Genomic DNA, 24,571 nt, shown 5'->3' with positions numbered 1-24,571 from the left:
ACTAGGACTATTGAATAGGTAAATTTTTCCCTTTATAGAAGATTATTTGAGGTGCTATAATGAATCAATCCAAAAAAATTATGGATGGAACATTAGTGATAGTTATTTATATGATGCTATTATTTATTACTATTTTTGTTCCATTTTTATCGATGGTTAGTATATTTTTATTGCCAGTACCTTTTGTGCTTTATGCAGCAAAATATAATTGGAAACCATCCTTAGTAGTATGGGTATTAGCTATTTTATTTACTGTCTTGTTAGCATCTATTTATACCATAGCAATACCTATAGTAGTAGGGCTTGGTGGAATTATAATCGGTAGTGCAATTTATAAAGACTTATCAGCATATGAAACATTAGCAAGAGGTGCATTCGGTTTTGTAATTGGATTATTGTTACTTTTTGTATCGACTCAGGTCCTTTTCCAAGTAAACTTTATGACCGAGTTACGTACAATGATTTCTGAATCTGTAGAAATGAGTACGGCCTTTCTTGAAAGTGTAGGAATGCAAGGTCAAACAGAACAGATTCAGGAATTAATGGAAATCCAAATACAGCACTTTATCGATATTCTACCAGTACTATTAATCACAACTGCATTCCTTTTAGCTTTAATTAGCCAATGGGTCAGTTATAAGATGTTAAATAGAATACAGAAGAGGGATTTGTACTTCCCTCCATTTCGTACGTTACGTTTTCCTACAAGCATACTTGGACTATACTTGATTGTAATTATTTTTTCCCTTTTTGAACTAAACTCGTCTGGGATTGTATATTTAATATTTCAAAATGCGGATGTGTTACTTAGTTTCTTGTTAGCAATACAAGGTTTTTCTTTTATCTTTTATTATACACATCATAAGAAATTACCAAAGTTTATCCCAATCTTGAGTATTATACTTACGGTTTTACTTCCTGTCATATTCTTAACCCTTGTACGTATTATAGGTATATTTGATATTGGTTTTAATATGAGGGAACGCCTGATGAGGAAAAAATAAAAGAAGGTGCTTTATAGGAGTTGAAATCTATGCCGAATAACCAAAAGAAACCTACACTTAGTAAGCACTTATGGGTAATCTATACGTTATCCGTGATATTACTCGCATTGATCTGGTATTACGAGTGGATGTTAGGTGTTTTCATGACTATATTACTCTTAGCCTCCATATACTATTCCATTCGAACAGAAAGAACTTTGATAGATAAAACGGAAGCGTATATTTCAACGATTTCCCATCGGGTTAAAAAAGTAGGGGAAGAGGCACTACTTGAAATGCCTTTTGGAATTATACTGTTTAATGACGATTATAAAATTGAGTGGTCTAATCCCTATATGAATAAATTAAGTGAGAAGGATTCTATTGTAGGTGAATCCTTAAATATCATTTCTGAACAACTAATTCCCATGATTAAAGAGGATAAGGAAGAGGTTTTAGTTGAGTTAAATGAATTAAAATTTCTCACTATGATTCGTAAAGAAGAGAAGTTGCTATACTTTTTTGATCGAACGGCGCAAGTGGAACTTAAAGCTAAATATGAAAGTGAACAAACCGTTTTAGCTGTTATCTTTTTAGATAATTATGAGGAAATCACCCAAAACATGGATGATACGGCTAAAAGCCAATTGAACTCCCAGGTAACATCGGTATTAAATAATTGGGCTAGTGAATATGGCCTTTATTTGAAACGTACCTCACAGGAACGTTTTTTAGCAGTAGGAACGAAACAAATATTACAACAACTGGAAAAGGTTAAATTTGATATATTAGATGAAGTTCGAGAGTTGATAGTTGAACAGAATAATCCTGTTACACTAAGTATAGGAGTAGGGACAGGTAATTTGCCTTTACCAGATTTGGGTGAACTAGCACAATCATGTTTAGACCTTGCTTTAGGTCGTGGTGGTGACCAAGTGGCAATTAAGGATGAGTCTGGCAAGGTCCGTTTTTATGGCGGAAAAACAAATCCAATGGAAAAACGGACTCGAGTTAGAGCTAGAGTTATTTCTCATGCGCTGACCGAGCTTGTAAAAACGAGTGATAATGTTATTATTATGGGTCATAAATCCCCAGATATGGATTCATTAGGGTCTGCGATTGGTATTTTAAATATTGCCAAAGCGAATAATGCAAAAGGTTATATCGTATTTGATCCAGATGATGTAGACACAGGTGTTCATCGTTTAGTAGATGCTTTAAAAGCAGACGAAGAGCTATGGCGATATTTTATAGAGCCATTTGAAGCGGAGGAAATCATGACAAGCCAGAGTCTCATTGTTGTGGTAGATACGCATAAGCCTTCTATGGTAGCAGATGCCAGTCTCTTAAACAAAACTGACAATACAGTTGTAATTGACCATCACCGAAGAGGGGAAGACTTTATCGGAAATCCTACATTAGTTTACATGGAACCTTATGCTTCTTCTACTGCCGAGCTAGTTACGGAGTTATTGGAATATCAGCCAAAAAGTTTAAAATTAAAAATGGTTGAAGCAACAGCCCTGTTAGCTGGAATTATTGTCGATACGAAGAGTTTTACATTAAGAACGGGATCACGAACCTTTGATGCGGCATCTTATTTACGTTCAAGAGGTGCGGATACTGTTCTCGTTCAGCAGTTTATGAAAGAAGACATTGATTTGTATATAAAACGTGCTAAATTAATTGAACGTGCAGAGATTTTCAAAGGTAATATAGCTATAGCGAAAGCAGAATCAGGGGAAATATTTGGTCCTGTATTAATAGCACAAGCTGCTGATACATTACTTACGATGACAGGTATTACAGCTTCCTTCGTTATATCAGAACGGGACGATGGTAGAATAGGTATAAGTGCAAGGTCGTTAGGCAAAGTGAATGTACAAGTTATCATGGAAAAAATGAATGGTGGCGGTCATTTAACGAATGCAGCGACTCAGATAGAAGATACAACGATTGATGATGCTACTGAGCTATTAAAAGATATTATAACGGAATATTTAGAGGGGAGAGAATCGGAATGAGAGTAATATTTCTTAAAGATGTTAAAGGAAAAGGTAAAAAAGGAGATGTAAAAAACGTTTCAGATGGTTATGCACGTAATTTCTTATTAAAGAATAACTTAGCCGAAGAAGCGACTCCCGGTAATTTAAAAGCACTTGAGGCGAAAAAGAAAAAAGATGCTGCAATCGAACAAAAAGAAAAAGATGATGCAGTTAAATTGAAAGAAGAGATTGAGAATTTAACAGTGGAAATTAAGGCTAAATCAGGAGATAGTGGCAGATTATTTGGATCTATTACAAGTAAACAAATTGCAGATGTTTTAAATAAAAACTATGGATATAAAATTGATAAAAGGAAAATTGAGTTAGACCAACCCATTAGGTCTTTAGGATACACGAATGTTCCTGTAAAATTACATCATGAAGTATCTGGAACTATCAAAGTTCATGTAGTGGAACAATAAAGTAAAATAAAAGGAGGGAAATCGGCTTAGTGCCGATTTCTTCTGCTTCCAAGACACCAACTTCAATATATATCAACGCATCCAAAAATCTTCAACTAATACAGCGTGTTGAAAAAAGAGGATCAAAAAGATCGAGGTCTGCTAAATGCGCTATCACCAACGAAGAAATGTGAAGTGTCATTTTCACCGGACTTTTTGAACATCCTCTAACAGATAAATTTCTAAGTAGAGCTAAAGGGAGAGAACGAAAAAACTATGAGCCAAACATGGAATGAACGTACACCGCCTCATAATATGGAGGCTGAGCAATCCGTTATCGGTGCTGTTTTTCTAGAACCTGAGGCCTTTTCTACAGCATCAGAAAAATTAGTTCCCGAAGATTTTTATCGTGCCGCACATCAAAGAATCTTTGCAGCTATGATGAAACTTGCAGATCGTGGGGAGCCTATAGATGTCATTACAGTTACATCTTACCTAAATGATGCTAAACAACTAGATGAAGTTGGTGGAGTTGTATATCTCACACAACTAGCTGAAAGTGTCCCAACCGCGGCTAATATAGAATATTATTGTAAGATTGTAGAGGAAAAGGCACTTTTAAGACGTCTCATTCGAACAGCTACTGATATTGTGACTTCCAGTTTTGAAAAGGAAGACGATGTAGCAGATGTTCTAAATGACGCGGAAAAAGGGATACTAGAGGTTTCCAGTCGAAAAAACTCAGGAGCATTCAAATCTATTAAAGATGTATTAATAGATGTATATGATAATATTGAGAGATTACATCAACAAAACGGGGATGTAACAGGAATACCAACTGGCTTTAGAGATTTGGATAAAATTACATCAGGGTTTCAACGGAATGATCTTATCATTATCGCAGCACGCCCATCGGTAGGTAAAACGGCGTTTGCTTTGAATGTTGCCCAAAGTGTTGCAGTGAATACAGACGAAAACGTCGCGATATTCAGTCTAGAAATGGGTGCGGATCAATTGGTTCAACGTATGCTTTGTGCGGAAGGAAATATCGATGCTCAGAGATTGCGTAATGGACAATTAGAGGCAGAAGACTGGACAAAACTAACGATGGCAATGGGGTCTTTATCTAATGCTGGAATCTATATTGATGACTCCCCAGGTATACGAGTTAGTGAAATTCGTTCTAAATGTCGTCGTTTAAAACAGGAACATGGTCTTGGTATGATATTGATTGATTACCTACAATTAATACAGGGAAGTGGAAATTCAGGAGAAAACCGTCAACAAGAGGTTTCCGAAATATCGAGATCGTTAAAAGGATTAGCGCGTGAATTAGATGTGCCACTAATAGCCTTATCACAGCTATCCCGTGGTGTAGAATCACGTCAAGATAAACGACCGATGATGTCTGACTTACGAGAATCGGGAAGTATTGAGCAGGATGCGGATATTGTTGGATTCTTATATCGAGATGATTACTATGATAAAGAATCCGAAAAGCAAAATATCATTGAAATCATACTTGCAAAACAACGTAATGGTCCAGTTGGTACGGTTGAGCTTGCCTTTGTGAAAGAATACAATAAATTCGTAGACTTAGATCATAGATATAGCACAAGTGATATCCCGCCAGTAGCGATGTCATAAGAATAAAAAACAGCCTCACTAGGCTGTTTTTTATGTTAAGCCTTTTGTCATAATTGGGTATAAATTACCACTTAAAGCAAATGTGGCTCTACCTGTTTCCTCAGATACAACGAGAACTAATGCATCAGTTAATTCTGTAATCCCGATTGCTGCGCGATGTCTAGTTCCAACTTTTAAATGGATTTCTTTTGTTGACAGTGGAAGAACATTTCCAGCTGAAACAATCCTATCTTTACAGATTAAAACCGCTCCATCATGCAAGGGATTACCCGTATAAAAGATAGACTCTAGTAAAGGGGAGGATAACTTTGCTTGAACGTTAATACCAGAATGGATAAAGGAATCTAAATGATCATGGCGTTGAATGACAATAAGTGCTCCATGATTTCGTTTAGATAGATGTTGAATTGCGGTAGACAGTACTTCGAATTGATCAGTAAATGGAGCAAGAAAACTCCGTAAATAAAAAGATGCTGCATTTACTTGAACATCATGAAAGAGCTGATGAAGTTCTTCAAAGTCATTAAGAATATCTGTTTTCGTGATATCAGTATGTTTAAGCATGTTATGGATTTGATTAGATAGAATTTCTAGATTCCCTCTTAATTGTGTTATTAAAGGAATTGGCAAGTTAGTGTTTGACATTCATTAACACCCCATGTTTAATATAAACATTATTTTTGGCTATATGATTGTTATTATACAGAGTTATTATGTAAATTATTTAGTTAGATGAAATTAGCCCAAATAAAGACATATTGTTTAATTTGCGGTAAAATAGAGTAAGCAATTGCAAAAGGAAGTGAGAGTATGGCTCAGAAGATTTTAGTAGTTGATGATGAACAGCCAATTGCAGATATATTACAATTCAACTTAGAAAAAGAAGGATACCAGGTTATTTGTGCTTACGATGGTGATGATGCCATCAAATTAGCAGAAAAAGAAAAACCTGACTTAATTTTATTAGATATAATGCTTCCAAATAAAGATGGAAATGAAGTATTACGTGAAATTAGAAAAACACAAACAATGCCAATTATTATGTTAACGGCAAAGGATTCTGAAATAGATAAAGTATTAGGTTTAGAACTTGGAGCGGATGACTATGTGACAAAGCCTTTCAGTAACCGCGAATTAATTGCCCGAGTAAAGGCAAATTTACGTAGACAACAAGTTCCTGACGTTGAACCTGAAAAGGAATCTAGCGACATAGAAATTGGTAACTTAACAATACATCCAGATGCTTATGTAGTGTCACGAGATGGAATTCAAATAGAGCTTACACACCGTGAATTCGAATTACTACATTATTTAGCTCGACATATCGGACAGGTTATGACTCGTGAACATCTACTTGAAACGGTATGGGGCTATGATTATTTCGGTGATGTTCGTACGGTGGATGTAACCGTTAGAAGACTACGTGAGAAAATTGAGGAGAACCCTAGTAATCCGACTTGGATTATCACTCGACGAGGTGTTGGGTATTATTTACGTAATCCTGAACAGGAGTAATGTTGCATGAATAAAGTTGGTTTTTTCCGTTCTATACAATTAAAATTCATTATTATATACATTCTATTACTGTTATTAGCAATGCAGGTAATAGGTACCTTTTTTATGAAAAAGCTTGAAGATGAGCTCTTAATGAACTACACCGAATCGATTAGTGAGCGTATGGACCTGCTTAGTTATAATTTAGAACAAGCTTTTAATAAGGAAAGAACGGAAGACGGGGAAGGACTAACATTACATCAAGAAGTTCAGCAAATAGTAGATGAGATAAGTATTGATACAGCATTAACAAGTATTCAGGTGATTAATAATCAAGGTCGTATTATTGGGACTAATGATTCTAACTATCAGAAAGATATTGGTAAGAAAACAAGTCAGGATATTATTGATAATGCGTTATTCTTTAATTCCTTTAAAGACGATATCATGTTGGATGAGGAAACACAGGAGCGTGTATATGTACAAGCATTACCTTTATATGACAAAGAAGGTACAGTTGTCGGTATTATCTATGCTAAAGCTCCCATTCAAACCGTTTACGACCAATTAAATGAAATTAATGATATTTTTATTCAAGGGTCTATCCTAGCTATAGGTATATCCGCATTTTTAGGCATATTAGTGGCTCGAACCATTACGAAGCCAATAATGGAAATGCGAAGACAGGCACAAATAATGGCTAAAGGGGACTTTACACAGAAAGTAAATGTTTATGGTAAAGATGAGATTGGCCAATTGGCTGAGACTTTTAATGATTTAAATAGTAGATTAAAACACTCCTATGCAACAATTGAAGAGGAACGGCGAAAACTAAGCTCGGTACTATTGAACATGTCAGATGGAGTTATCTCAATTGATAATTCTGGAATCATCACGCTGACAAATGAATCTGCTGGAAGATTAATCGGTCAAAATCCTGATGATATTATCGGGGATTACTTTTTAGATGTTTTACAATTAGAAGATAAAATTGTTGATATAACGGAGCTCCAAGATAGTGGTTCCATTATTATTGATTTTAGTGAAGATGATGAACCTTTATTAATTCGGGCTAACTTCTCTACTGTAGTTGACGATGAGGACGAAATAACTGGGTTTATTGCTGTTTTAAGCGATGTAACAGAACAAGAAAAGGTAGAACAAGAACGACGAGAGTTTGTTTCAAATGTATCTCATGAACTAAGAACACCTTTAACGACGATGAAGAGTTACATTGAGGCATTAACAGAAGGGGCTTGGCAAGATAAAGAAATTGCTCCACGCTTTTTAAATGTTGCACAAAACGAGACAGACCGTATGATTAGAATGGTCAATGATCTATTGCAATTATCTAAGCTGGATCAAGATGAATATCCAATGCATAAGGAACGAACGGAATTTATAGGTTATTTCCATCACGTGATAGATCGATTAGAAATGAATATTCCGGAGCAACTTACTTTTAAACGTGAACTACCTAAAGGCCTGTTTTATGTTTGGATTGATAAAGATAAAATGACCCAAGTATTGGATAATATTATTTCAAATGCAATTAAATATTCCCCTGAGGGTGGAGAAATCCGACTTAAGGTAGAGCAGAAAAGACATCACTTGTTGATAAGTGTAAAAGACGAAGGAATAGGAATAGCGTACGATAAATTAGACAAGATATTTGAACGTTTTTATCGTGCTGACAAGGCAAGATCAAGAAAATTAGGTGGAACGGGATTAGGACTAGCAATTACAAAAGAACTCATTGAAGCCCACCACGGTAAAATTTGGGCTAAAAGTAAAGAAGGTAAAGGGACAACTATTCTCTTTACACTTCCGCTGATGAATCAGAAGCGGAGGGGTAGATGATGAAACTTGAAACGATAAAATCATTTATTTTAATCTTTTTAATAGGAACTAGTTTATTACTTACGTTTGGAATGTGGAATTATAAACCAAGTATAGAACTATTAAGTGATGCGAAGCCTGAGGATTTTAGTCTAAATGGTACGGAGGAGTCCATTCGTACACTCATTGAACCGAGGCAAATAGTTTTTCAAGTTTTAAATCAGCATTATGGGTTCAAAAATCCAGTAGAACAAAGCGACTTTTTTAAGGAAATTCAACAATGGGAATTGTATAACTTTGAATTAGAAAAGATAGAGGACAATAATCGTGCACATGATGTAGAGATTACTTTTCCCACTCCTTTACCAATGGAATTATTAGATAATATTTTTACCTTTCAAGTTAACAATTTAGAATTACCAATATGGTCATTTGATAAGGTTTATCTCACATTGGATAAGGAATTACGTGTTATAAGAGTTGAGTTTCCTTCTATAGATGGAAGGGATAAAGCTGTTGCTGTTATCCAAGACAGAAAGAACTATGAAGAATTAGCATCTTATTTAGAAAAACAAGATCTTAGAAAATTATCTGTATTTAAAAATGGAAACGATAGGTCTATATATATTCCTGAAGGACCTATAAAATTAACAAGACAAACAAAGACATTCAGTAAAATCAATCCGAATAATCTAGTTGATGTATTATTTTCAGATCCCTCTATTGTAAGACAATCGAATTATACTAATCTAGGGACAACGTATTTTACGGATAGTAGCCAAATGAGTGTGACACAAGATGAAGCAAGAATAGAGTATATCAGTCCAGGTTCGATTAATGAAAATCAAGAACCCTTATTTGCAGAGGATTTATTAAACAAAAGTATTTCAGATATAAACTCCTACCAGGGATGGACAGAAACATTTAAATTAATGGATATTAATACAAATGAAAATGTCATTCGTTATCAGATGTATTATAGTGGATATCCAGTATTTAGTCCTTTAAGCATTATGGAACAAAGATGGGGACAACGATTAATAGAGTATAATCGTCCGCTTTTCCGTAGCAATAACTCTCTTAGTGATAATGAGGTTACACTACCTTCTAGTGATGAAATCTTAGATTATCTGAAGCAAAATTATAAACTTGAAGATATAAACGATATACAAATTGGATATCAACTAAATTATGAGAAGGATGAAAACATTATCGTCTATGAACCAAGTTGGTTTATACAACAGCAAATTAATAAAGAGTGGATTCCAATTAATCCTAAAGAAAATGAAAAATAAAAAGGGGGGACTAAGAGATGCAATGGGGTCATATAAAAACACTATTTATCCTTAGTTTCCTAATTCTTAATATCTATTTAGTCTTTCAATTTGTTCATAAGCAGCAAGATGCCGATCTAGGGATTATTTTTAGCCAAGAAACGACAATCGAAGACCAATTAGAAGCAGATAATATAAGTCTTCCTGAATTGGATACGAATGTAAAAGAAGAAACATATATTTTAACTTCGGAAAGAGTTTTTGATGAAAAAGAATTAGAAAAGATTCAAAATAAAGATGGGCAACAAACAGCTGTTATTAATGGTAATTCTATTGTATCTCAACTAGATGATCCAATACCTATCCCGAAGAATGCTACAAAACAAGAAATATCTGATTTAGTAAAAGGTCAAATATTTTTTCCGGACGAATTCGTATATTGGGATTGGTATAAGGATTTAAATGTGTTGATTTTCTTCCAGCAAATTGAAGGTCGTACGGTGTATTATAATGAACATGGACCTGGCCTTTTATTGGTCTATTTAAATGATAAAAATGAAATAACACATTATACAGAAACCTTATTAAGTAAAACAGATGCTCAAGGTTCTGGTTCTAAGCCATTAATTCAGCAAATGCAAGCTATTGAAGCATTATATAATTCAAACGATTTGCATCCTAATGATAAAGTAACAAAAATAGAGTTAGGATATTATTCCAGGTTAATTGAAGAGGGTGAGCAAGTATTTGCTCCTACATGGAATGTAACGGTAAATGGCGGGGAGCGTAATTACTTTATTAATGCTATTGAAGGTTTTACATTCTCCAGCATCGATAAAACTTTTCTTAATACTATGATTGAAGATAACATCTATAAGATTCATTCTTTAGATGATAAAGATGAGAAGAAATTTGAACCATTTTTAGACTTGTTAAACAAAAAGCAACAGTTCAAAAATCGGAGTGAAATAGAAAAATGACTTTACGTTTTAGTGTGTTGGCATCTGGAAGTACAGGAAATGCCTTTTATATCGAATCAGAACGGCAGAAGTTATTAGTCGATGCGGGCCTAAGCGGTAAGAAGCTTACGGAGTTATTTCAAAAAATCCAGGTAGATCCGTCTGATCTATCTGGTATTTTAGTTACACATGAGCATAGTGATCATATTAAAGGATTAGGAATCTTTGCACGCAAATACAATCTACCAATCTATGCAAATGAAAAAACGTGGAAAGCTATGGATAAGTCAATTGGAAAATTGTCAGTAGATCAAAGGTTTTTATTTCAGATGGAAGAAGTTAAGACCTTTGAGGATATGGATGTAGAATCATTTGGTGTATCCCATGATGCAGCAGAACCAATGTTTTATACATTTCACAGTAACGGGAAGAAAGTGGCGCTTGTGACAGACTTAGGTTATGTTTCTGAGCGAATTAAGAAGACCGTGGAAGACGCAGATGCCTATATCTTTGAAGCGAATCATGATGTGGAAATGCTACGTATGGGCAGGTATCCTTGGAGTGTAAAACGTCGAATTTTAGGGGACTCCGGCCATGTTTCTAATGAAGATAGTGGATTAGCATTAGCAGATATTATTAGTAATCGTACAAAGCGAATTTATTTAGCACACTTAAGTTTAGATAACAATATGAAAGATCTAGCACGTATGTCTGTTGATCAAGTACTTCAAGAACGCGGAATTAACATTGGTTTATATGACACGGATCCAGAAGAGCCAACATCATTATTTGAAGTAAGTTAATTTTCCCGTGTATTTTCCCTAAAAGTAGGAAAACTACTGTAATAGTAAATACTAATAAAAAGAGGGAAAATATATGGGCTATTATAACGAAGGGTATCCCCCAAATCCACATCGTAGAAAGAAACGCAAATATTATTGGGTTTTATCCATGTTAGTTGGACTAGGTATTGGAGTATTTCTCGCAGTTCAAGTTATACCATCTTTTGCTGGAACACAAAATGAAAAGACAGAGAGCTTCAATAAAGTGAATATGGAGCAGAATGGTCAGGGTGAAATTCCTGGTGAAATCATTAATACTTCTGTTAATGTAGATGTCTCCACTCAAATTACTGAAATAGTGAATAAGGTTACCCCAGCAGTTGTAGGTGTTTCGAATCTCATGGAAAGTGCTGATTATTGGCATCAATCAGAGGTAAGCGAGGTTGCTACAGGGTCTGGGGTTATCTATAAAGTAAAAGATGGAAATGCTTATGTTGTGACAAACCATCATGTTATTGAAGGTGCAGATGAGGTTGAGGTTGTATTATATAATGAAACCTCCATTCCAGCAGAGATAATCGGAAGCGATATTTTCACCGATTTAGCTGTATTACGAATGGACGCCTCAAATGTAGAAAAGGTAATAGATATTGGCTCATCCGGTAATGTTAAGGTAGGCGAACCTGCTATTGCGATAGGGAATCCTCTTGGTCATATGTTCTCAAGTACAGTAACACAAGGTGTAATAAGTGGAAAAGAACGTACGATACCACAAGATTTTGATCAAGATGGTAGAGCGGATTGGCAGGCGGAAGTAATTCAAACAGATGCGGCAATCAACCCGGGTAACAGTGGTGGGGCACTTATTAATATTTCCGGCCAATTAATTGGTATTAATTCGATGAAAATTAACCAAGAAGCGGTGGAAGGAATTGCTTTTTCTATTCCCATCGACTTTGCACTGCCAGTTATGAATGAATTAGAGACTAATGGAGAAGTGGTTCGACCATACTTAGGTGTTGAAATCTATTCGCTAGATGAAGTCCCGCAAGCGGAATGGAAGGATACTTTAAAACTACCTAAGGATGTAGAAGGCGGAGTATATGTTTGGACTGTCGAACCGTTATCCCCGGCTGATAGAGCTGGTTTAAAGCAGTTGGACGTAATTACTGCACTAGATGATAAACCAACAATGTCAATGATTGATTTACGCAAGATTTTATATCAAGAAAAGAAAATTGGGGAAAAGGTAAAAGTAACCTATTATCGCAATGGAAAACGAAAAGAAACAACTTTTGAACTCGGAGCACAATAAAGAACAAAAGCGGAAGCGCCCGTTTAGTGACGTACGGACTGGACTGAGCCGCAGGAGATAAAGGAAACATGCCCCTTCATAGGGGTATGTCGACGTTGGCCGCAAAGGCCGGTTTTAGTCGACCTTCCTTAACAGTGAGTCGATGTTGACTTATCGTACGGAGGTGAGGGAAGTCTCGCTAGGCGCTGGAGCTGGACGTGTCCTTCTTTAAGAAAGAATTTAATAAGCTCATTTGTATACTTCTGTTCATAAATTTATACACAAGAAAACAGCTATCTTCTGGATGGAAGATAGCTGTTTGTTATTCACAGGTATTATCCACAGCGTGTGGATATACCTGTAGATAAATACAATATATGGTATAGAAAGAATGTTCGGTAACAAAATAACTACGAACATTTGTGCATATGTTGATAAGTTTGTGGATAAATAGCAATAATGTGGAATAAAAGTGCTGTTATTAACTAATTATCAACAGATTTCCAATAATGGTTAATTGTATTTATAAACTGCTAACAATAAAAGAAGCATTACAAAATCTAGCCTAGCTTCAAATAAGAAGTGTAAGAAGGCTCCACTTGAAAGCAGAGGTAATTTGGTCAGAAGAACGGCAGCTAACATAATAACAATTAGTATGGACGAAGCCTTTCTTATATACATTCGAGCACAAATTAAAGTCCCACACACAATTTCTGCTATTGCAACGAGAAACAATAAGAGTTCTGGATAAGGAATACCCAAATTCGCAAAAATTATTTTAAAATCACCATTAATTAATTTAATAACTCCTGATGTGATAAAAACGTAGCCAATTGCATAACAAACCCACCTTGTCATCTGCATCTCTTTCTCAACCCCCTAAATACATTATTACTATATTCATATGCTAAAAGGTGGACAACATTGACAAGCAGTTGATGTGTTTCCTGTTTTTGTGGATATCTTAAATGGTTACATAGAAAAAATACCAGCCTACTTAATGCGAAAGAGACTGGTATTTTTAATGATCAATATTAAATGGTATAGTCCTATTTCTCTTTACCTTATAGTGAAAGGTGCTATCCTTAATTCAAGATTGGCAGTCTACTGCTATAGAAAAATCACCCTATCTTTCCTTTTTCCTTTTACTCCAATCATATGGTTTGTTTATCCACTTCCCAATAGGATAAATTAAAAATAAAAGCACAGAAAAAATAATGTTGTCAACCCAATGTATGTCACTGTTAAAAATGAATTGCTTTACGGTTAAAAAAAGAAATGCAATTATTGGGATTCCAATATTCTTTTTAAACATACTATCCTCCCCATAAGAAGCTATAATTTATTGCTTCCTTTATAAGTAAAAAATAAAAAAAGTAGAAAGATTATCCCCAAGCTTTTGTTATAAGTCTTTTTACAACTTTATGTATGTGTTATGTTCAGCCATTTCATAATGGACTCCGTTATCTCTTCTTTTTACTCTGTTTCCTTGTATTTAATATAACCATGCCTCCAATAATCGCAGAAAAAACAGCCAAGAAAACTATTATGAGTTCATTATCCAACATAATCACCTCGTGTATTTGAAAGTATTTATTTAGGCTAACTCCTTAACAAACTTGACCTTTAGCTCCATAATTCATAATAATAAGTAAAACTAATGAGCAATGATTACACAATTTCCTTTTCAAAAATAAGCTGCAACTTTAATGTCAGTCCATTATAAATCTACTTCCCAAAACAACAGTATTACCAGCACTAATCAATTAATAATAAATACTGAAATCAATAAACTGATTGCAACGGAAATATATGCGATTTGTATGGTTATGTACATTGTAAATTCAAGGGTTGAAAGTTTTCTTTGTTTTTTAGTCCTTTCTAAATGTCGTAAATAGAATGCGGAACTCAAAACAAGTAATGCGCTAGCAACTGCACGTAAAATTTCTACAAAGATGATCAAGTATATTAGCCCCTTTCCCGAACATTGGAACTAAAATTTGGATTTTAGTAATCTAAGCTTAGTTCCCCGATATCCCTTCAGTTTTAAATTATTTTCACTATGGAGCAAAGCTGATTTGACCAGTGAACAATAAGATAATCACAATGATCCAAAATATAAAGAAAGACGATGAGAGGATTAAAGAAATAATAGGGATTACATTTTTCTCCGTTTTCTTAACTATTCCAATGAGGGATAGTACGATGCCAGTTCCCGTAAGTAAAAATGTTATATTATCCCCAACTGAATTCCCGATATTTGCTATTCTTGTCGGCGTTATAAATACAATAAAAAAGCAAATAATGCCATTAACCAAAGAAATATAGCTAATGATACTATGCTTCTTTGATGTAATATTGTTCTTCAAATAATCACAGCCCTCCTGGTCACAGTTGCTCCTTTTTCATGCAGTCGGCGAGAAATGGCTCGGCCAATCTCCGAACGCCCTCCTGGTCACTAGCGCCACCTTGTTTTCAAAATGCTTCATTTGCTTTGTCATTATAATGTGTCTCCTTATTAAACAAATCCTGCCCGCTCACTTAATCTCTCCTTCCCATACTAACATAATATTCGAATAACATTTTTGTATAAAAGAAAAAGACGCCTTCCTATTAAAGAAAAGCGCCCATTAATGGAATATCTAGTTAGTATTTAACAAGAAAATATTTTGACTCGCTTAAATGGATAAATCAAATGATAAAAACTCAGGCAGTTGTTGTTCACGCTTGTCAAGCATAATCTGTTCTGGTTTGATGCCCTGCTCACGTAGTACTTCAATGTTCTGCACGAGGAATTCATCACTACCGACAACATAGAAGAGTCCATCCTTGTCTGCAGCAAGACTTTTCACTTCTTCATAGTAGTCTTTACGGTTATCGACAAACTGTGATGTAAACTTCTTGTCAGGCGCGGATTCAAAAATATTAGGGAATAAGAATTCTTTTGCTGAATCAATGTTCAGGGAATGAATTTGATTGACGTTGTCAGCACGTTCGAAATAATCAAGTACAAGCGGTCTAAAAGTTGCTAGGCCAACACCCGATGACAGCAGGTAAACATTTTTGTTTTCTCTTTTAAGTGGTACATTCGAATGGGTTTTAAATATTGCAACTTCATTGCCGACTTCAAGGTTTCTTAAAATCGATTTAAACTCAGAGCACTGCTCTCTGATGCGTGTTGTGATACCGATTGAATTTTCATGTGGTAAAGTGGAGATGGACATGTGGCGAATTAGGCTGCGATTTGGTTTATCTCCGGCATTAAAACCTTCCAGTCCGAAGTGTGTATGGGAACCTTCTTCCCATGTAAAGTCTTCCGGACAGTCAAGGAGGTACGTTTTAACTTCAGGCGTTTCATCAATAATTTTATTTATTTTAGTCCAATATATTTGCATTATATCTTCTCCTAACTCAATTATTTGTATCGTTACTATCTAATATACAACAATTGATAATAATTCTCAATTAAACGGATTGGTTATTCAGATTCATTATCAGCATATTTTTGTAACCTACTTTCAAAAGTATTTTTCTAGATAATGGCCCGCTGCTGAACAGGGATCAACTAGGTAATTCCACAATCACTCATTCTTTTACAACTAATTCAAAAGATTCCTCGTTATCGTCCCACTTCACTTCAACATGAACGACCATATCCTTCCTCATAATCGCTCCAGATCCACCACCCCTTGAAGTAAACTCTTTAACAGAGACAGGTTCATCAAAGGTTTCCGATAAACTACCTCCTCCAGTTGGACCGTTATATTCATAATCTAATTGTTTCATGGAAGCAATTTCGTTTAAATCTCCTTTATATGTTAACTTAAAGGTATACTCATCTTCACTTGAATACGTGTTTATATCATCGGCATCTTTACCCCATACTTCTTCTGCTTTATATATTAATTCAGCCGACCAGTATTTTCCTTCTCCTACAAATAGATAGTTATGTTGAGTTACCTCTTCATTGTTAGAACAGGCACTTATTAACCCTGTAAATAGAACTAATATAATTATTCTTTTTATTCGAAAAACCCCTCTCCATATATCGATTGCTGTTAAACCGTTGCACTAGTTAGCTTATTGATTTTCCTTTATTTCTTTTAATAAATTTATGATTTCCTCATTTTGTTTAGATGCCTTTCTACTGCTAAAAGTGTGATAACTATGACGACAAAGCCAATGAATATCAATAAAAATCCTCCTACTAATCTGCCATTAAGTTAAGTGTCTTTTTATACAATATTACCATAATGGTTCACCTGTTTAGGGAAAATTAAGACAATTAATTTAGGATTGGCTTCTAAATATTTTAATAAAAAAACTATCCTTAAGAAATGTGAGGATAGTTTTTGGCTAGGGTGTTTAAAGTATTTAGTTTTTACTATAGGAAAAATTTATATAGATATCCTTCTTAATTCATCTTCACTGTTCGGATACATCCATATCTTTCAACATCTGTATCATCATTTCCCTCGGATTAAATAACAGTTCTTCCGTATCAGTTGATGTATCATTTCCCTTCAAAATATTAATTTCATTATTAATATGCTCCATTTTGCGATCAAGCTCAGCTACAGTATCTGCAGCTTCTTTTAATTGCCTAGTTAAATGCTCAGGCACTTGCTTATTGTACTTATAGTAAATCTTATGTTCTAAACTCGCCCAGAAATCCATTGCAATCGTACGTATTTGCATTTCTACATACACATGTATTTTACGGTCTGACATGAAAACGGGAATCTTCATGATAATATGGAGGCTTTGATAACCATTCGATTTTGGATGTTGAATATAGTCCTTCACTTCTATTACTTCAATATCAGATTGTGCTTGTATCATCTTGCTAATCCGATAAATATCAGATGCAAACGAACAAATAATTCGGATTCCTGCGATATCCTTAATATTTTCTTGAATGGCCTCTAATGATAAAGGTAAGCTTTTCCTTTGTACTTTTTTGATAAGACTCTCGGCTGATTTCACACGTGTATTTACGTGCTCAATAGGATTGTAATCATGTACTAAACGAAATTCCTCTTTCAATATATTCACTTTCGTACTAATTTCATCTAATGCAAATTTATAAGCCATGCCAAATCTTGTAATCTTAATGCGTAATTCATCTAATGTTTCTTTATTAATTGGTTCATGTGATGCCATTGTATTTATAGTTCCTTTCTATAAGGGAAAAGTTTTGACTCTGATAAGGTAAATCGTAATTTTGATTACTATCATCATTATAACTTGTAGGGCATAAGAAAAAAATCGTGGGCGTGGATTTCAGTAGGTATTGTAATCAAATATTCTTATTTCATAAAGGCTATTTTTCGACAGAACTTACAAGAAATATGTCGATATTCCCCGGGAAATGAAAAATATTTCCGAAATGCTACATAGTAAATGGTTGAATTGCAAAATATAAAATTGGGAGGAGGATGAAGTAATGAGAAAGGTTATTTCAGCAATTACAGTTTTATGTATTTTAATGATTGGATCTATTTCGTTTTTTTCATTATGGGAGCCAATTCAAGCACAGGAAGAGGCGATTCCTTCCTATGCAAAATGGGGCAGAATGGCCATGAAAGAAACGAGTAAGAAATATCCAAATGCACAAATTATTGATTATTTACATGTTGGGAAGAAGACGAAAGGTGACAACGCAGTAGAACAATTTAAACTATGGTTAAAGGAAAATAACAGGGAATTTGGTGTGTTGATTGATATTGAATTTCATCCCGATACAGATGAAGTCATATCTGTAAATTTTAAAGAGGTTAATCAATAAAGCGGTCGGTTTATTCTTAATTGCTTGCCAGGGGACTTATAAAAATCCACAATGTCGGGATTTAGCATTAGTGTACTAGATATCAGTACTTACGCGGCATATATCAGCGCTCACGCTCGAGATATCAGCACACGTACACTATATCAGCACTCACAGCCAGGATATCGGTACTCACGCATCAAATATCAGCGCTCACGCTCGAGATATCAGCACACGTACACTATATCAGCACTCACAGCCAGGATATCAGTACTCACGCATCAAATATCAGCGCTCACACTCGAGATATCAGCACATGTCCGCTATATCAGCATTCACACCCGGGATATCAGCACACGTCCGCTATATCAGCATTCACAGCCAGGATATCAGTACTCACGCATCAAATATCAGCGCTCACACTCGAGATATCAGCACACGTCCGCTATATCAGCATTCACACCCGGGATATCAGTACTCACGCAGCATATATCAGCACTCACACTCGAGATATCAGCACACGTACACTATATCAGCACTCACACCCAGGATATCAGTACTCACGCATCAAATATCAGCGCTCACACTCGAGATATCAGCCCACGTAACGCTATATCAGCATTCACCCTCCGACTATCATCACATAATATTGTAGGTGTTCAAAATGTTTATTAAAAAGTACATAAAAGTTTTTCTCTTCGCTATATTTTTTGCTCCACTTTTTAATATTGAATTGATTCATGCTTCTGAAAGTATCACCTCAGAAATAAATCCATCATGGTCATTGGAAGAAAAGCTAAATAAAATATTAGAGGATGAGCGACTACAAGGTTCTATAACTGGTATAAGCGTGAGGAAAGCAGTTACTGGGGAGGAAATATACTCTCACCATGGAAATACACGTTTGCATCCTGCTTCTAATATGAAAATATTAACAGCGTCCACTGCCTTAGAAGTTCTAGGAGCAGACCATAAATTCAAGACAAGGATTTACTCGGACGGTGAGCTAGTTGGTGGGGTTCTAAAAGGAAATCTATATATACAAGGCGGAGGCGACCCCACGTTATTAAAGGAAGATATAGATGAACTTGTTAACCATTTAAAGAAATTAGAGGTTCGGAAAGTTGAAGGGGATTTGGTTGCAGATGACACTTGGTATGATAATATTCGACTATCTCAGGATCTGAATTGGTCGGACGAACCATTTCATACGGGGGCGCAGATTTCGGCCTTAACGCTTTCGCCGGATAAGGACTATGATGCGGGAACAGTAATGTTAGAAATAATTCCTGGGAAACGACAAGGGGATGTTGCCCAAGTAAATGTAATACCTGAAACAGATTATGTGAAAATTTTGAATCAGACAAGAACAGTTCATAAAGATGAGAAAAAACAACTAACAATAGATAGAGTACACGGAGAGAATACAATCATAGTAGAAGGTGATATACCCATCGGGGCATCTAAAGAAAAAACTTGGGCAGCTGTATGGGATCCAACTAGTTATGTATTAAATATCTTTGCATCATCGCTTATAAGTAATGGGATCTCTTTTTCATCGGAATTGGAACAACGATTGGATGCGGTTCCTAAGGATGCAACGTTATTAGCAGAAAATCAGTCAATGCCCTTAAAGGAATTGTTACTTCCCTTTATGAAATTAAGTAATAATACGATTGGTGAAGTGTTAGTTAAGGAGATGGGTAAGGCCGTTCATGGGGAAGGGAGTTGGGAGAAGGGGCTTGCAGTTATGGAAGAGTCTATAATAAATCTTGGTATGGATCCGAATCTTTTTCTACTTCGTGACGGCTCAGGAATGTCCCATAAAAACTTTGTTTCTTCCAGCGAATTAACGAAGCTTCTTTATGAGATTCAACAAAAAGATTGGTTCACAGTGTTTGAAAATTCACTTCCCGTAGCAGGTGAGTCGGAAAAATTAGTAGGTGGAACACTTCGAAGCAGAATGGACAATCTAAAGGGGAATGTAAGAGCTAAAACAGGATCCATTACCGGTGTACAAACCTTATCTGGTTATGTTACGAATATAAATGGTGAAAAACTAATCTTCTCTATATTAAATAATAATTATATAGAAGATTCCATGTCAGCCATTCAAGATACAATGGTCACTATTCTTGCAACACATAATTTAAATTAAAAGGGAATCTAACAGGATTCCCTTTTTCGCTTTCTAGGAAATTATAAAATTTGTATGGCTGTGGATAACTTAGATACCGAATTAGCCACGTCTGGCTCCAGCGCCCAGTGACTAGTAGACTTCCTTCACCTCCGTACGATAAGTCAACATCGGCTCGCTTACGCTCACCGTGTTTCCTTTATCTCCTACGGCTCAGTCCAGTCTATACGTCACTAAACGGGCGCTTGCGCCTTTGTTCCTTTTTTTACGGACTAAAATTATTCCCCCTTACCAATTTATGTAATTCCCAGAGTAATAAAATTATTAATTTTAGCTTATATAGTTTAAAATAAAACTATGTTTAAATGAAAAAGGAAGGTACGTATGACGGAAGAGAATATAACTCGTTTACATATGAATGATAAGGAAATTATTCTTATTGGAACGGCACATGTTTCCAAGCAAAGTGCGGAACAAGTAAAAGAAGTCATCGAAGCAGAAAAGCCAGATTCAGTTTGTATTGAATTAGATGAAGCGCGGTACCAATCAATTAAAGAAGGTAACTCTTGGAAGGATATGGACATTTTTAAAGTGATAAAAGAGAAACGTGCAACGCTTTTATTGATGAACCTTGCCATATCTTCCTTCCAAAAAAGAATGGCTAAGCAATTTGGAATCAATGCTGGTCAAGAAATGATACAAGGGATGGAATCGGCTGAGGAAATTGGTGCGGAATTGGTTCTCGCAGATCGTAATATTCAAATTACGTTTGCAAGAATATGGGGAAACCTAGGATTGAAAGGCAAATCTATTCTTTTAACGCAAATAATGGCTAGTATTTTTAGTAAAGAAGAAATTTCCGAAGCAGAATTAGAAAAAATGAAGCAACAAGATACAATTAATGCGATGCTTCAGGAATTTACAGAACACTTCCCAAGACTCAAAAAACCATTAATTGATGAACGAGATCAATTTTTATCCCAAAAGATAAAAACAGCTCCTGGCGACAAGGTAGTAGCTGTATTAGGTGCAGCGCATGTTCCCGGCATAACGAAGGAAATAGAAAAAAATCATGATTTAGAAAAGTTGTCCATACGACCGCCAAAGTCGAATGTACCAAAAATTATTGGATGGTCCATACCAATTCTAATTATTGCCATGATAGCTTACACATTTATCTCAAATCCAGCAGCAGGTTGGCAACAGACCATTAGTTGGGTTTTATGGAATGGTTCCTTTTCCGCATTAGGAACTCTTTTTGCATTAGGACATCCTTTGGCCATTGTCACATCCTTTATCGCTGCTCCTATTACTTCATTAAATCCACTACTGGCAGCTGGTTGGTTCGCTGGAATTGTCCAAGCTTATTTTAGTAGACCAACTGTACGGGATTTTGAAAATCTAGCTGAGGATGTATTTACGGTTAAGGGATTTTGGCAAAACAAAGTATCACGAGTATTATTAGTTGTTGTTTTGGCAAACATTGGTAGCTCTATTGGTACGTTTGTTGGGGGATTTGATGTTGTACGACTATTCTTAGATAATTTGTTTTAAATTGGAATAGGTAAGGAATACTATTCATAGCGCCCAATAAATCATATAAAAATAAATATAAGTTTTTATGGAGCTTAAGGAGGAAATAGGCCCGTGATCATTGCGATCATTTTTTTATTATTTGTTTCATTTTTCTTTTCAGGAAGTGAAACGGCATTAACAGCAACAAATAAAATGAAATTACAGACAAAAGCGAATAACGGTGATAGAAAGTCAGAAAAGCTTTTAGACTTGGTTTCCAAACCTAGTGAATTTATAACTTCGATTCTTATAGGGAATAATATTGCGAATATACTTTTACCAACTTTAGTTACAACGATAGCGATTGAATACGGATTTAATATTGGATTGGCATCCGCTATTCTGACTATTACCATTATCGTTTTTTCAGAAGTACTCCCGAAATCGATAGCGGCTGCATTTCCTGATAAAATTGCAGCAATTGTGTATCCGGTTATTCGCTTCTTTGTCACTATTTTTAAACCAATCACGTTTATTTTAAATAGTTTAACGGGATTCATCACTAGAGCCCTATCAAAAGGGAACCCGGAAGATGTTTCTATTTCAAAAGAAGAATTTCGAACGATGGTTGATATAGCTGATTCGGAAGGGACATTCGGTAAAGCGGAATCGTATCGTATACGTGGCGTCCTTGATTTTCAGAATTTGAATGTAAAAGATGTGTTAAAAACACCTCGAGTAGACCTAGTGGCACTACCAATCAACGCTACATATGAAGAGGTAAGAAAGGTAGTTGTCGAAAACCCATTTACAAGATATCCCATTTATAAAGAAGATATCGATAATATTATCGGGGTATTTCATTCTAAATATTTAATCCAATGGTCATTAGAACCCGAAAAACCACTTAAGCAATTTAGCGATATTGATCCATTACTCGTTTATGAATTTCATTCGGTGGAATGGGTGTTTCTCAAAATGACAAAGGAAAAGAAACATATGGCGGTTGTATTAGATGAATATGGTGGTACAGAGGGAATATTGACACATGAAGATGTGATTGAATCCATGATTGGATTAGAAATCTCCGATGAAATGGATTTAGATACGGATGCTTTAGTTGAAAAGCTAACAGAAACCGAGATTGTTTGTGACGGTAAAATCACGCTTCATCGGTTAAATTCTATCTTTCATACAGACATTCCCGAAGAAGAAGATGTGTTAGCCGGTTACTTATTAAAGGAATTAAATGAATTCCCTGAGGAAGATGAAGTCATTGAGCGGGAGAATTTAACCTTTAAGATTATGGAAATCGATAACCGTACGATAAAAAAAGTACAAATTATAAAATAAGTAGAGAACCCCATTTTATATAAAAGTGGGGTTTTTTTAGGCGAAGGGACGAAGGAAATGAAAATTACTATTGTATCGGTGGGAAAACTGAAAGAAAAATATTTAAAACAGGGAATCCAAGAATATTTAAAAAGGTTATCAGCCTATGCAAAGGTCGATATTGTCGAAGTAGCAGATGAGAAGGCACCAGAAAACTTGAGTGAAGCGGAAATGGAAGAAGTAAAACGGAAAGAGGGAGAGCGTATCCTGTCCCATGTCGGGGACGATACATATGTATTTACGCTTGAAATTAAAGGAAAGATGCTAACTTCTGAAGAGTTCGCAAAAAAATTAGACGACCTAGCGACATACGGTAAAAGCAAAATTGCATTTATCATTGGTGGGTCGCTTGGCATTAGTAAAGAAGTGCAATCCAGAAGCGACATGGCGATATCCTTCTCAAAAATGACGTTTCCGCATCAGGTAATGAGGTTGATTTTATTGGAGCAGGTGTATCGGGGGTATCGGATAAATAGGGGGGAACCGTACCATAAGTAAATGAGGTTTTTTAGTAGAGTGGTTCTTTGTGGCTACTCTTTTTTTATTGGTTAAATATCAACCTTCAAATCACATGCGAACAAGTGTTTTTATTTTTTATTGACTATTGATGAAGTTTATATTAAACTTATAATAACATAAATAAAACTCAAAAAAAGTTTTAATGATATTGTATTGGGGGGATAAACTATTTATAAGTATACTGATGTAGAATTTATGGACAAAGTCAACGATAAGATTGGGAACGTGCGTCTTTTTAAAAAGCATTTGAGAAAAAAAGGGTTAATAGGTAACAGGCAACAATTTTCTGAAGAACACGTAAAATTGTTTGAAAAGATTAAAGGATATAAAATGAACAATCATACTACTTGGGAAATGGCATTTAAAGTAGGAATAGATTCTTATCAAAAAAAGAATCAGGATATGTTTCCGTTACTTAATGAGATTGCTGAATCTCCATCCTGCAGTATTGATGATAAACTTACAGAAATACTAAAAGTATTACAACGAATTGAGTCAAAAATAAACTAAACGTGACATATTT

General features: G+C 35.3%; 24 protein-coding genes. 16 read left to right on the top strand and 8 right to left on the bottom strand.

Annotated elements, in window-relative coordinates; translation table 11 throughout:
* The first annotated feature begins 59 nt into the window (after window positions 1-59).
* The 4 genes from MHI02_RS00965 to dnaB all read left to right on the top strand — a co-directional run bounded on the left by MHI02_RS00965 (window position 60) and on the right by dnaB (window position 5,076).
* Window positions 60-1,004, top strand: a complete 945-nt coding sequence (locus MHI02_RS00965) for a YybS family protein (protein ID WP_060668967.1) — start codon at window positions 60-62, stop codon at window positions 1,002-1,004.
* Window positions 1,005-1,033: 29 nt separating this feature from the next.
* Window positions 1,034-3,007 (top strand): DHH family phosphoesterase, encoded by a 1,974-nt coding sequence (locus MHI02_RS00960; RefSeq protein WP_060668968.1) that lies wholly within the window; start codon window positions 1,034-1,036, stop codon window positions 3,005-3,007.
* Window positions 3,004-3,450, top strand: a complete 447-nt coding sequence (gene rplI, locus MHI02_RS00955; RefSeq protein ID WP_060668969.1) for a 50S ribosomal protein L9 — start codon at window positions 3,004-3,006, stop codon at window positions 3,448-3,450. The genes MHI02_RS00960 and rplI overlap by 4 nt, the downstream gene beginning before the upstream one ends.
* Before the next feature lie 255 nt (window positions 3,451-3,705).
* On the top strand, window positions 3,706-5,076 hold the full coding sequence (gene dnaB, locus MHI02_RS00950; protein ID WP_047186180.1) for a replicative DNA helicase: 1,371 nt from the start codon (window positions 3,706-3,708) through the stop codon (window positions 5,074-5,076).
* 30 nt (window positions 5,077-5,106) lie between these two features.
* Here dnaB and cdaS read toward each other — a convergent pair whose 3' ends face one another.
* Window positions 5,107-5,721: a sporulation-specific diadenylate cyclase CdaS gene (gene cdaS, locus MHI02_RS00945; RefSeq protein ID WP_047186179.1), complete on the bottom strand. Its 615-nt coding sequence runs from the start codon at window positions 5,719-5,721 to the stop codon at window positions 5,107-5,109.
* 165 nt (window positions 5,722-5,886) lie between these two features.
* Between cdaS and yycF the strand changes: the two genes are divergently transcribed.
* The 6 genes from yycF to MHI02_RS00915 all read left to right on the top strand — a co-directional run bounded on the left by yycF (window position 5,887) and on the right by MHI02_RS00915 (window position 12,739).
* Window positions 5,887-6,591, top strand: a complete 705-nt coding sequence (yycF, locus tag MHI02_RS00940) for a response regulator YycF (RefSeq protein ID WP_047186178.1) — start codon at window positions 5,887-5,889, stop codon at window positions 6,589-6,591.
* Between the two features lie 6 nt (window positions 6,592-6,597).
* Window positions 6,598-8,430 carry a cell wall metabolism sensor histidine kinase WalK gene (gene walK / locus MHI02_RS00935; protein ID WP_047186177.1) on the top strand — a complete coding sequence of 611 codons (1,833 nt, stop codon included), beginning with the start codon at window positions 6,598-6,600 and terminating at the stop codon, window positions 8,428-8,430.
* The gene (locus MHI02_RS00930; RefSeq protein WP_047186176.1) at window positions 8,430-9,704 is read left to right on the top strand and encodes a YycH family regulatory protein; all 1,275 of its coding nucleotides are present in this window, start codon (window positions 8,430-8,432) and stop codon (window positions 9,702-9,704) included. Before walK ends, MHI02_RS00930 begins: the two co-directional genes overlap by 1 nt.
* Before the next feature lie 17 nt (window positions 9,705-9,721).
* On the top strand, window positions 9,722-10,663 hold the full coding sequence (locus tag MHI02_RS00925; RefSeq protein ID WP_257455704.1) for a two-component system regulatory protein YycI: 942 nt from the start codon (window positions 9,722-9,724) through the stop codon (window positions 10,661-10,663).
* Window positions 10,660-11,445 carry an MBL fold metallo-hydrolase gene (locus MHI02_RS00920; protein WP_060668975.1) on the top strand — a complete coding sequence of 262 codons (786 nt, stop codon included), beginning with the start codon at window positions 10,660-10,662 and terminating at the stop codon, window positions 11,443-11,445. Before MHI02_RS00925 ends, MHI02_RS00920 begins: the two co-directional genes overlap by 4 nt.
* A gap of 73 nt (window positions 11,446-11,518) precedes the next feature.
* Window positions 11,519-12,739 (top strand): S1C family serine protease, encoded by a 1,221-nt coding sequence (locus tag MHI02_RS00915; protein ID WP_341165584.1) that lies wholly within the window; start codon window positions 11,519-11,521, stop codon window positions 12,737-12,739.
* A 492-nt stretch (window positions 12,740-13,231) separates the two neighbouring features.
* Here the strand turns inward: MHI02_RS00915 and MHI02_RS00910 are convergent, their stop codons facing one another.
* From MHI02_RS00910 to MHI02_RS00880, 7 genes are all read right to left on the bottom strand, one after another.
* Window positions 13,232-13,582, bottom strand: coding sequence for a DoxX family protein (locus MHI02_RS00910; RefSeq protein WP_060668977.1), 351 nt, complete (start codon window positions 13,580-13,582; stop codon window positions 13,232-13,234).
* Window positions 13,583-13,844: 262 nt separating this feature from the next.
* On the bottom strand, window positions 13,845-14,033 hold the full coding sequence (locus tag MHI02_RS00905; protein ID WP_047186199.1) for a hypothetical protein: 189 nt from the start codon (window positions 14,031-14,033) through the stop codon (window positions 13,845-13,847).
* 447 nt (window positions 14,034-14,480) lie between these two features.
* Complete coding sequence (locus MHI02_RS00900) at window positions 14,481-14,681, bottom strand: hypothetical protein (RefSeq protein ID WP_047186171.1); 201 nt, start codon at window positions 14,679-14,681, stop codon at window positions 14,481-14,483.
* A gap of 97 nt (window positions 14,682-14,778) precedes the next feature.
* Complete coding sequence (locus MHI02_RS00895) at window positions 14,779-15,087, bottom strand: hypothetical protein (protein ID WP_068676015.1); 309 nt, start codon at window positions 15,085-15,087, stop codon at window positions 14,779-14,781.
* Window positions 15,088-15,396: 309 nt separating this feature from the next.
* Entirely contained in the window at window positions 15,397-16,113 is a 717-nt protein-coding gene (locus tag MHI02_RS00890; RefSeq protein WP_047186169.1) for a bifunctional nitric oxide dioxygenase/dihydropteridine reductase 2, read from the bottom strand.
* Window positions 16,114-16,303: 190 nt separating this feature from the next.
* A complete protein-coding gene (locus MHI02_RS00885; protein WP_204798087.1) occupies window positions 16,304-16,504 on the bottom strand; it encodes a hypothetical protein in 201 nt (66 codons plus the stop codon).
* A gap of 639 nt (window positions 16,505-17,143) precedes the next feature.
* Window positions 17,144-17,881, bottom strand: a complete 738-nt coding sequence (locus MHI02_RS00880; RefSeq protein WP_216883980.1) for a GTP pyrophosphokinase — start codon at window positions 17,879-17,881, stop codon at window positions 17,144-17,146.
* 283 nt (window positions 17,882-18,164) lie between these two features.
* Between MHI02_RS00880 and MHI02_RS00875 the strand changes: the two genes are divergently transcribed.
* The 6 genes from MHI02_RS00875 (at window position 18,165) to MHI02_RS00850 (ending at window position 24,558) form a co-directional block, all read left to right on the top strand.
* On the top strand, window positions 18,165-18,506 hold the full coding sequence (locus tag MHI02_RS00875) for a YqzG/YhdC family protein (RefSeq protein ID WP_068676017.1): 342 nt from the start codon (window positions 18,165-18,167) through the stop codon (window positions 18,504-18,506).
* A 643-nt stretch (window positions 18,507-19,149) separates the two neighbouring features.
* Window positions 19,150-20,643, top strand: coding sequence for a D-alanyl-D-alanine carboxypeptidase/D-alanyl-D-alanine endopeptidase (dacB, locus tag MHI02_RS00870; protein WP_257455719.1), 1,494 nt, complete (start codon window positions 19,150-19,152; stop codon window positions 20,641-20,643).
* Between the two features lie 363 nt (window positions 20,644-21,006).
* Window positions 21,007-22,176 (top strand): TraB/GumN family protein, encoded by a 1,170-nt coding sequence (locus MHI02_RS00865; RefSeq protein WP_060668631.1) that lies wholly within the window; start codon window positions 21,007-21,009, stop codon window positions 22,174-22,176.
* 93 nt (window positions 22,177-22,269) lie between these two features.
* A complete protein-coding gene (locus MHI02_RS00860) occupies window positions 22,270-23,490 on the top strand; it encodes a hemolysin family protein (protein WP_047186164.1) in 1,221 nt (406 codons plus the stop codon).
* A gap of 57 nt (window positions 23,491-23,547) precedes the next feature.
* Window positions 23,548-24,027 (top strand): 23S rRNA (pseudouridine(1915)-N(3))-methyltransferase RlmH, encoded by a 480-nt coding sequence (gene rlmH, locus MHI02_RS00855; protein WP_341165583.1) that lies wholly within the window; start codon window positions 23,548-23,550, stop codon window positions 24,025-24,027.
* A 216-nt stretch (window positions 24,028-24,243) separates the two neighbouring features.
* The gene (locus MHI02_RS00850; protein ID WP_262721644.1) at window positions 24,244-24,558 is read left to right on the top strand and encodes a hypothetical protein; all 315 of its coding nucleotides are present in this window, start codon (window positions 24,244-24,246) and stop codon (window positions 24,556-24,558) included.
* The last annotated feature ends 13 nt before the right edge of the window (window positions 24,559-24,571 follow it).

It is taken from the genome of Oceanobacillus sp. FSL K6-0118, assembly GCF_038006665.1.
GTDB classification, from domain to species: domain Bacteria; phylum Bacillota; class Bacilli; order Bacillales; family Amphibacillaceae; genus Oceanobacillus; species Oceanobacillus caeni.
The sequence above is the reverse complement of the archived record's forward strand: the minus strand, read 5'-3'. Positions and strand labels throughout refer to the sequence as shown.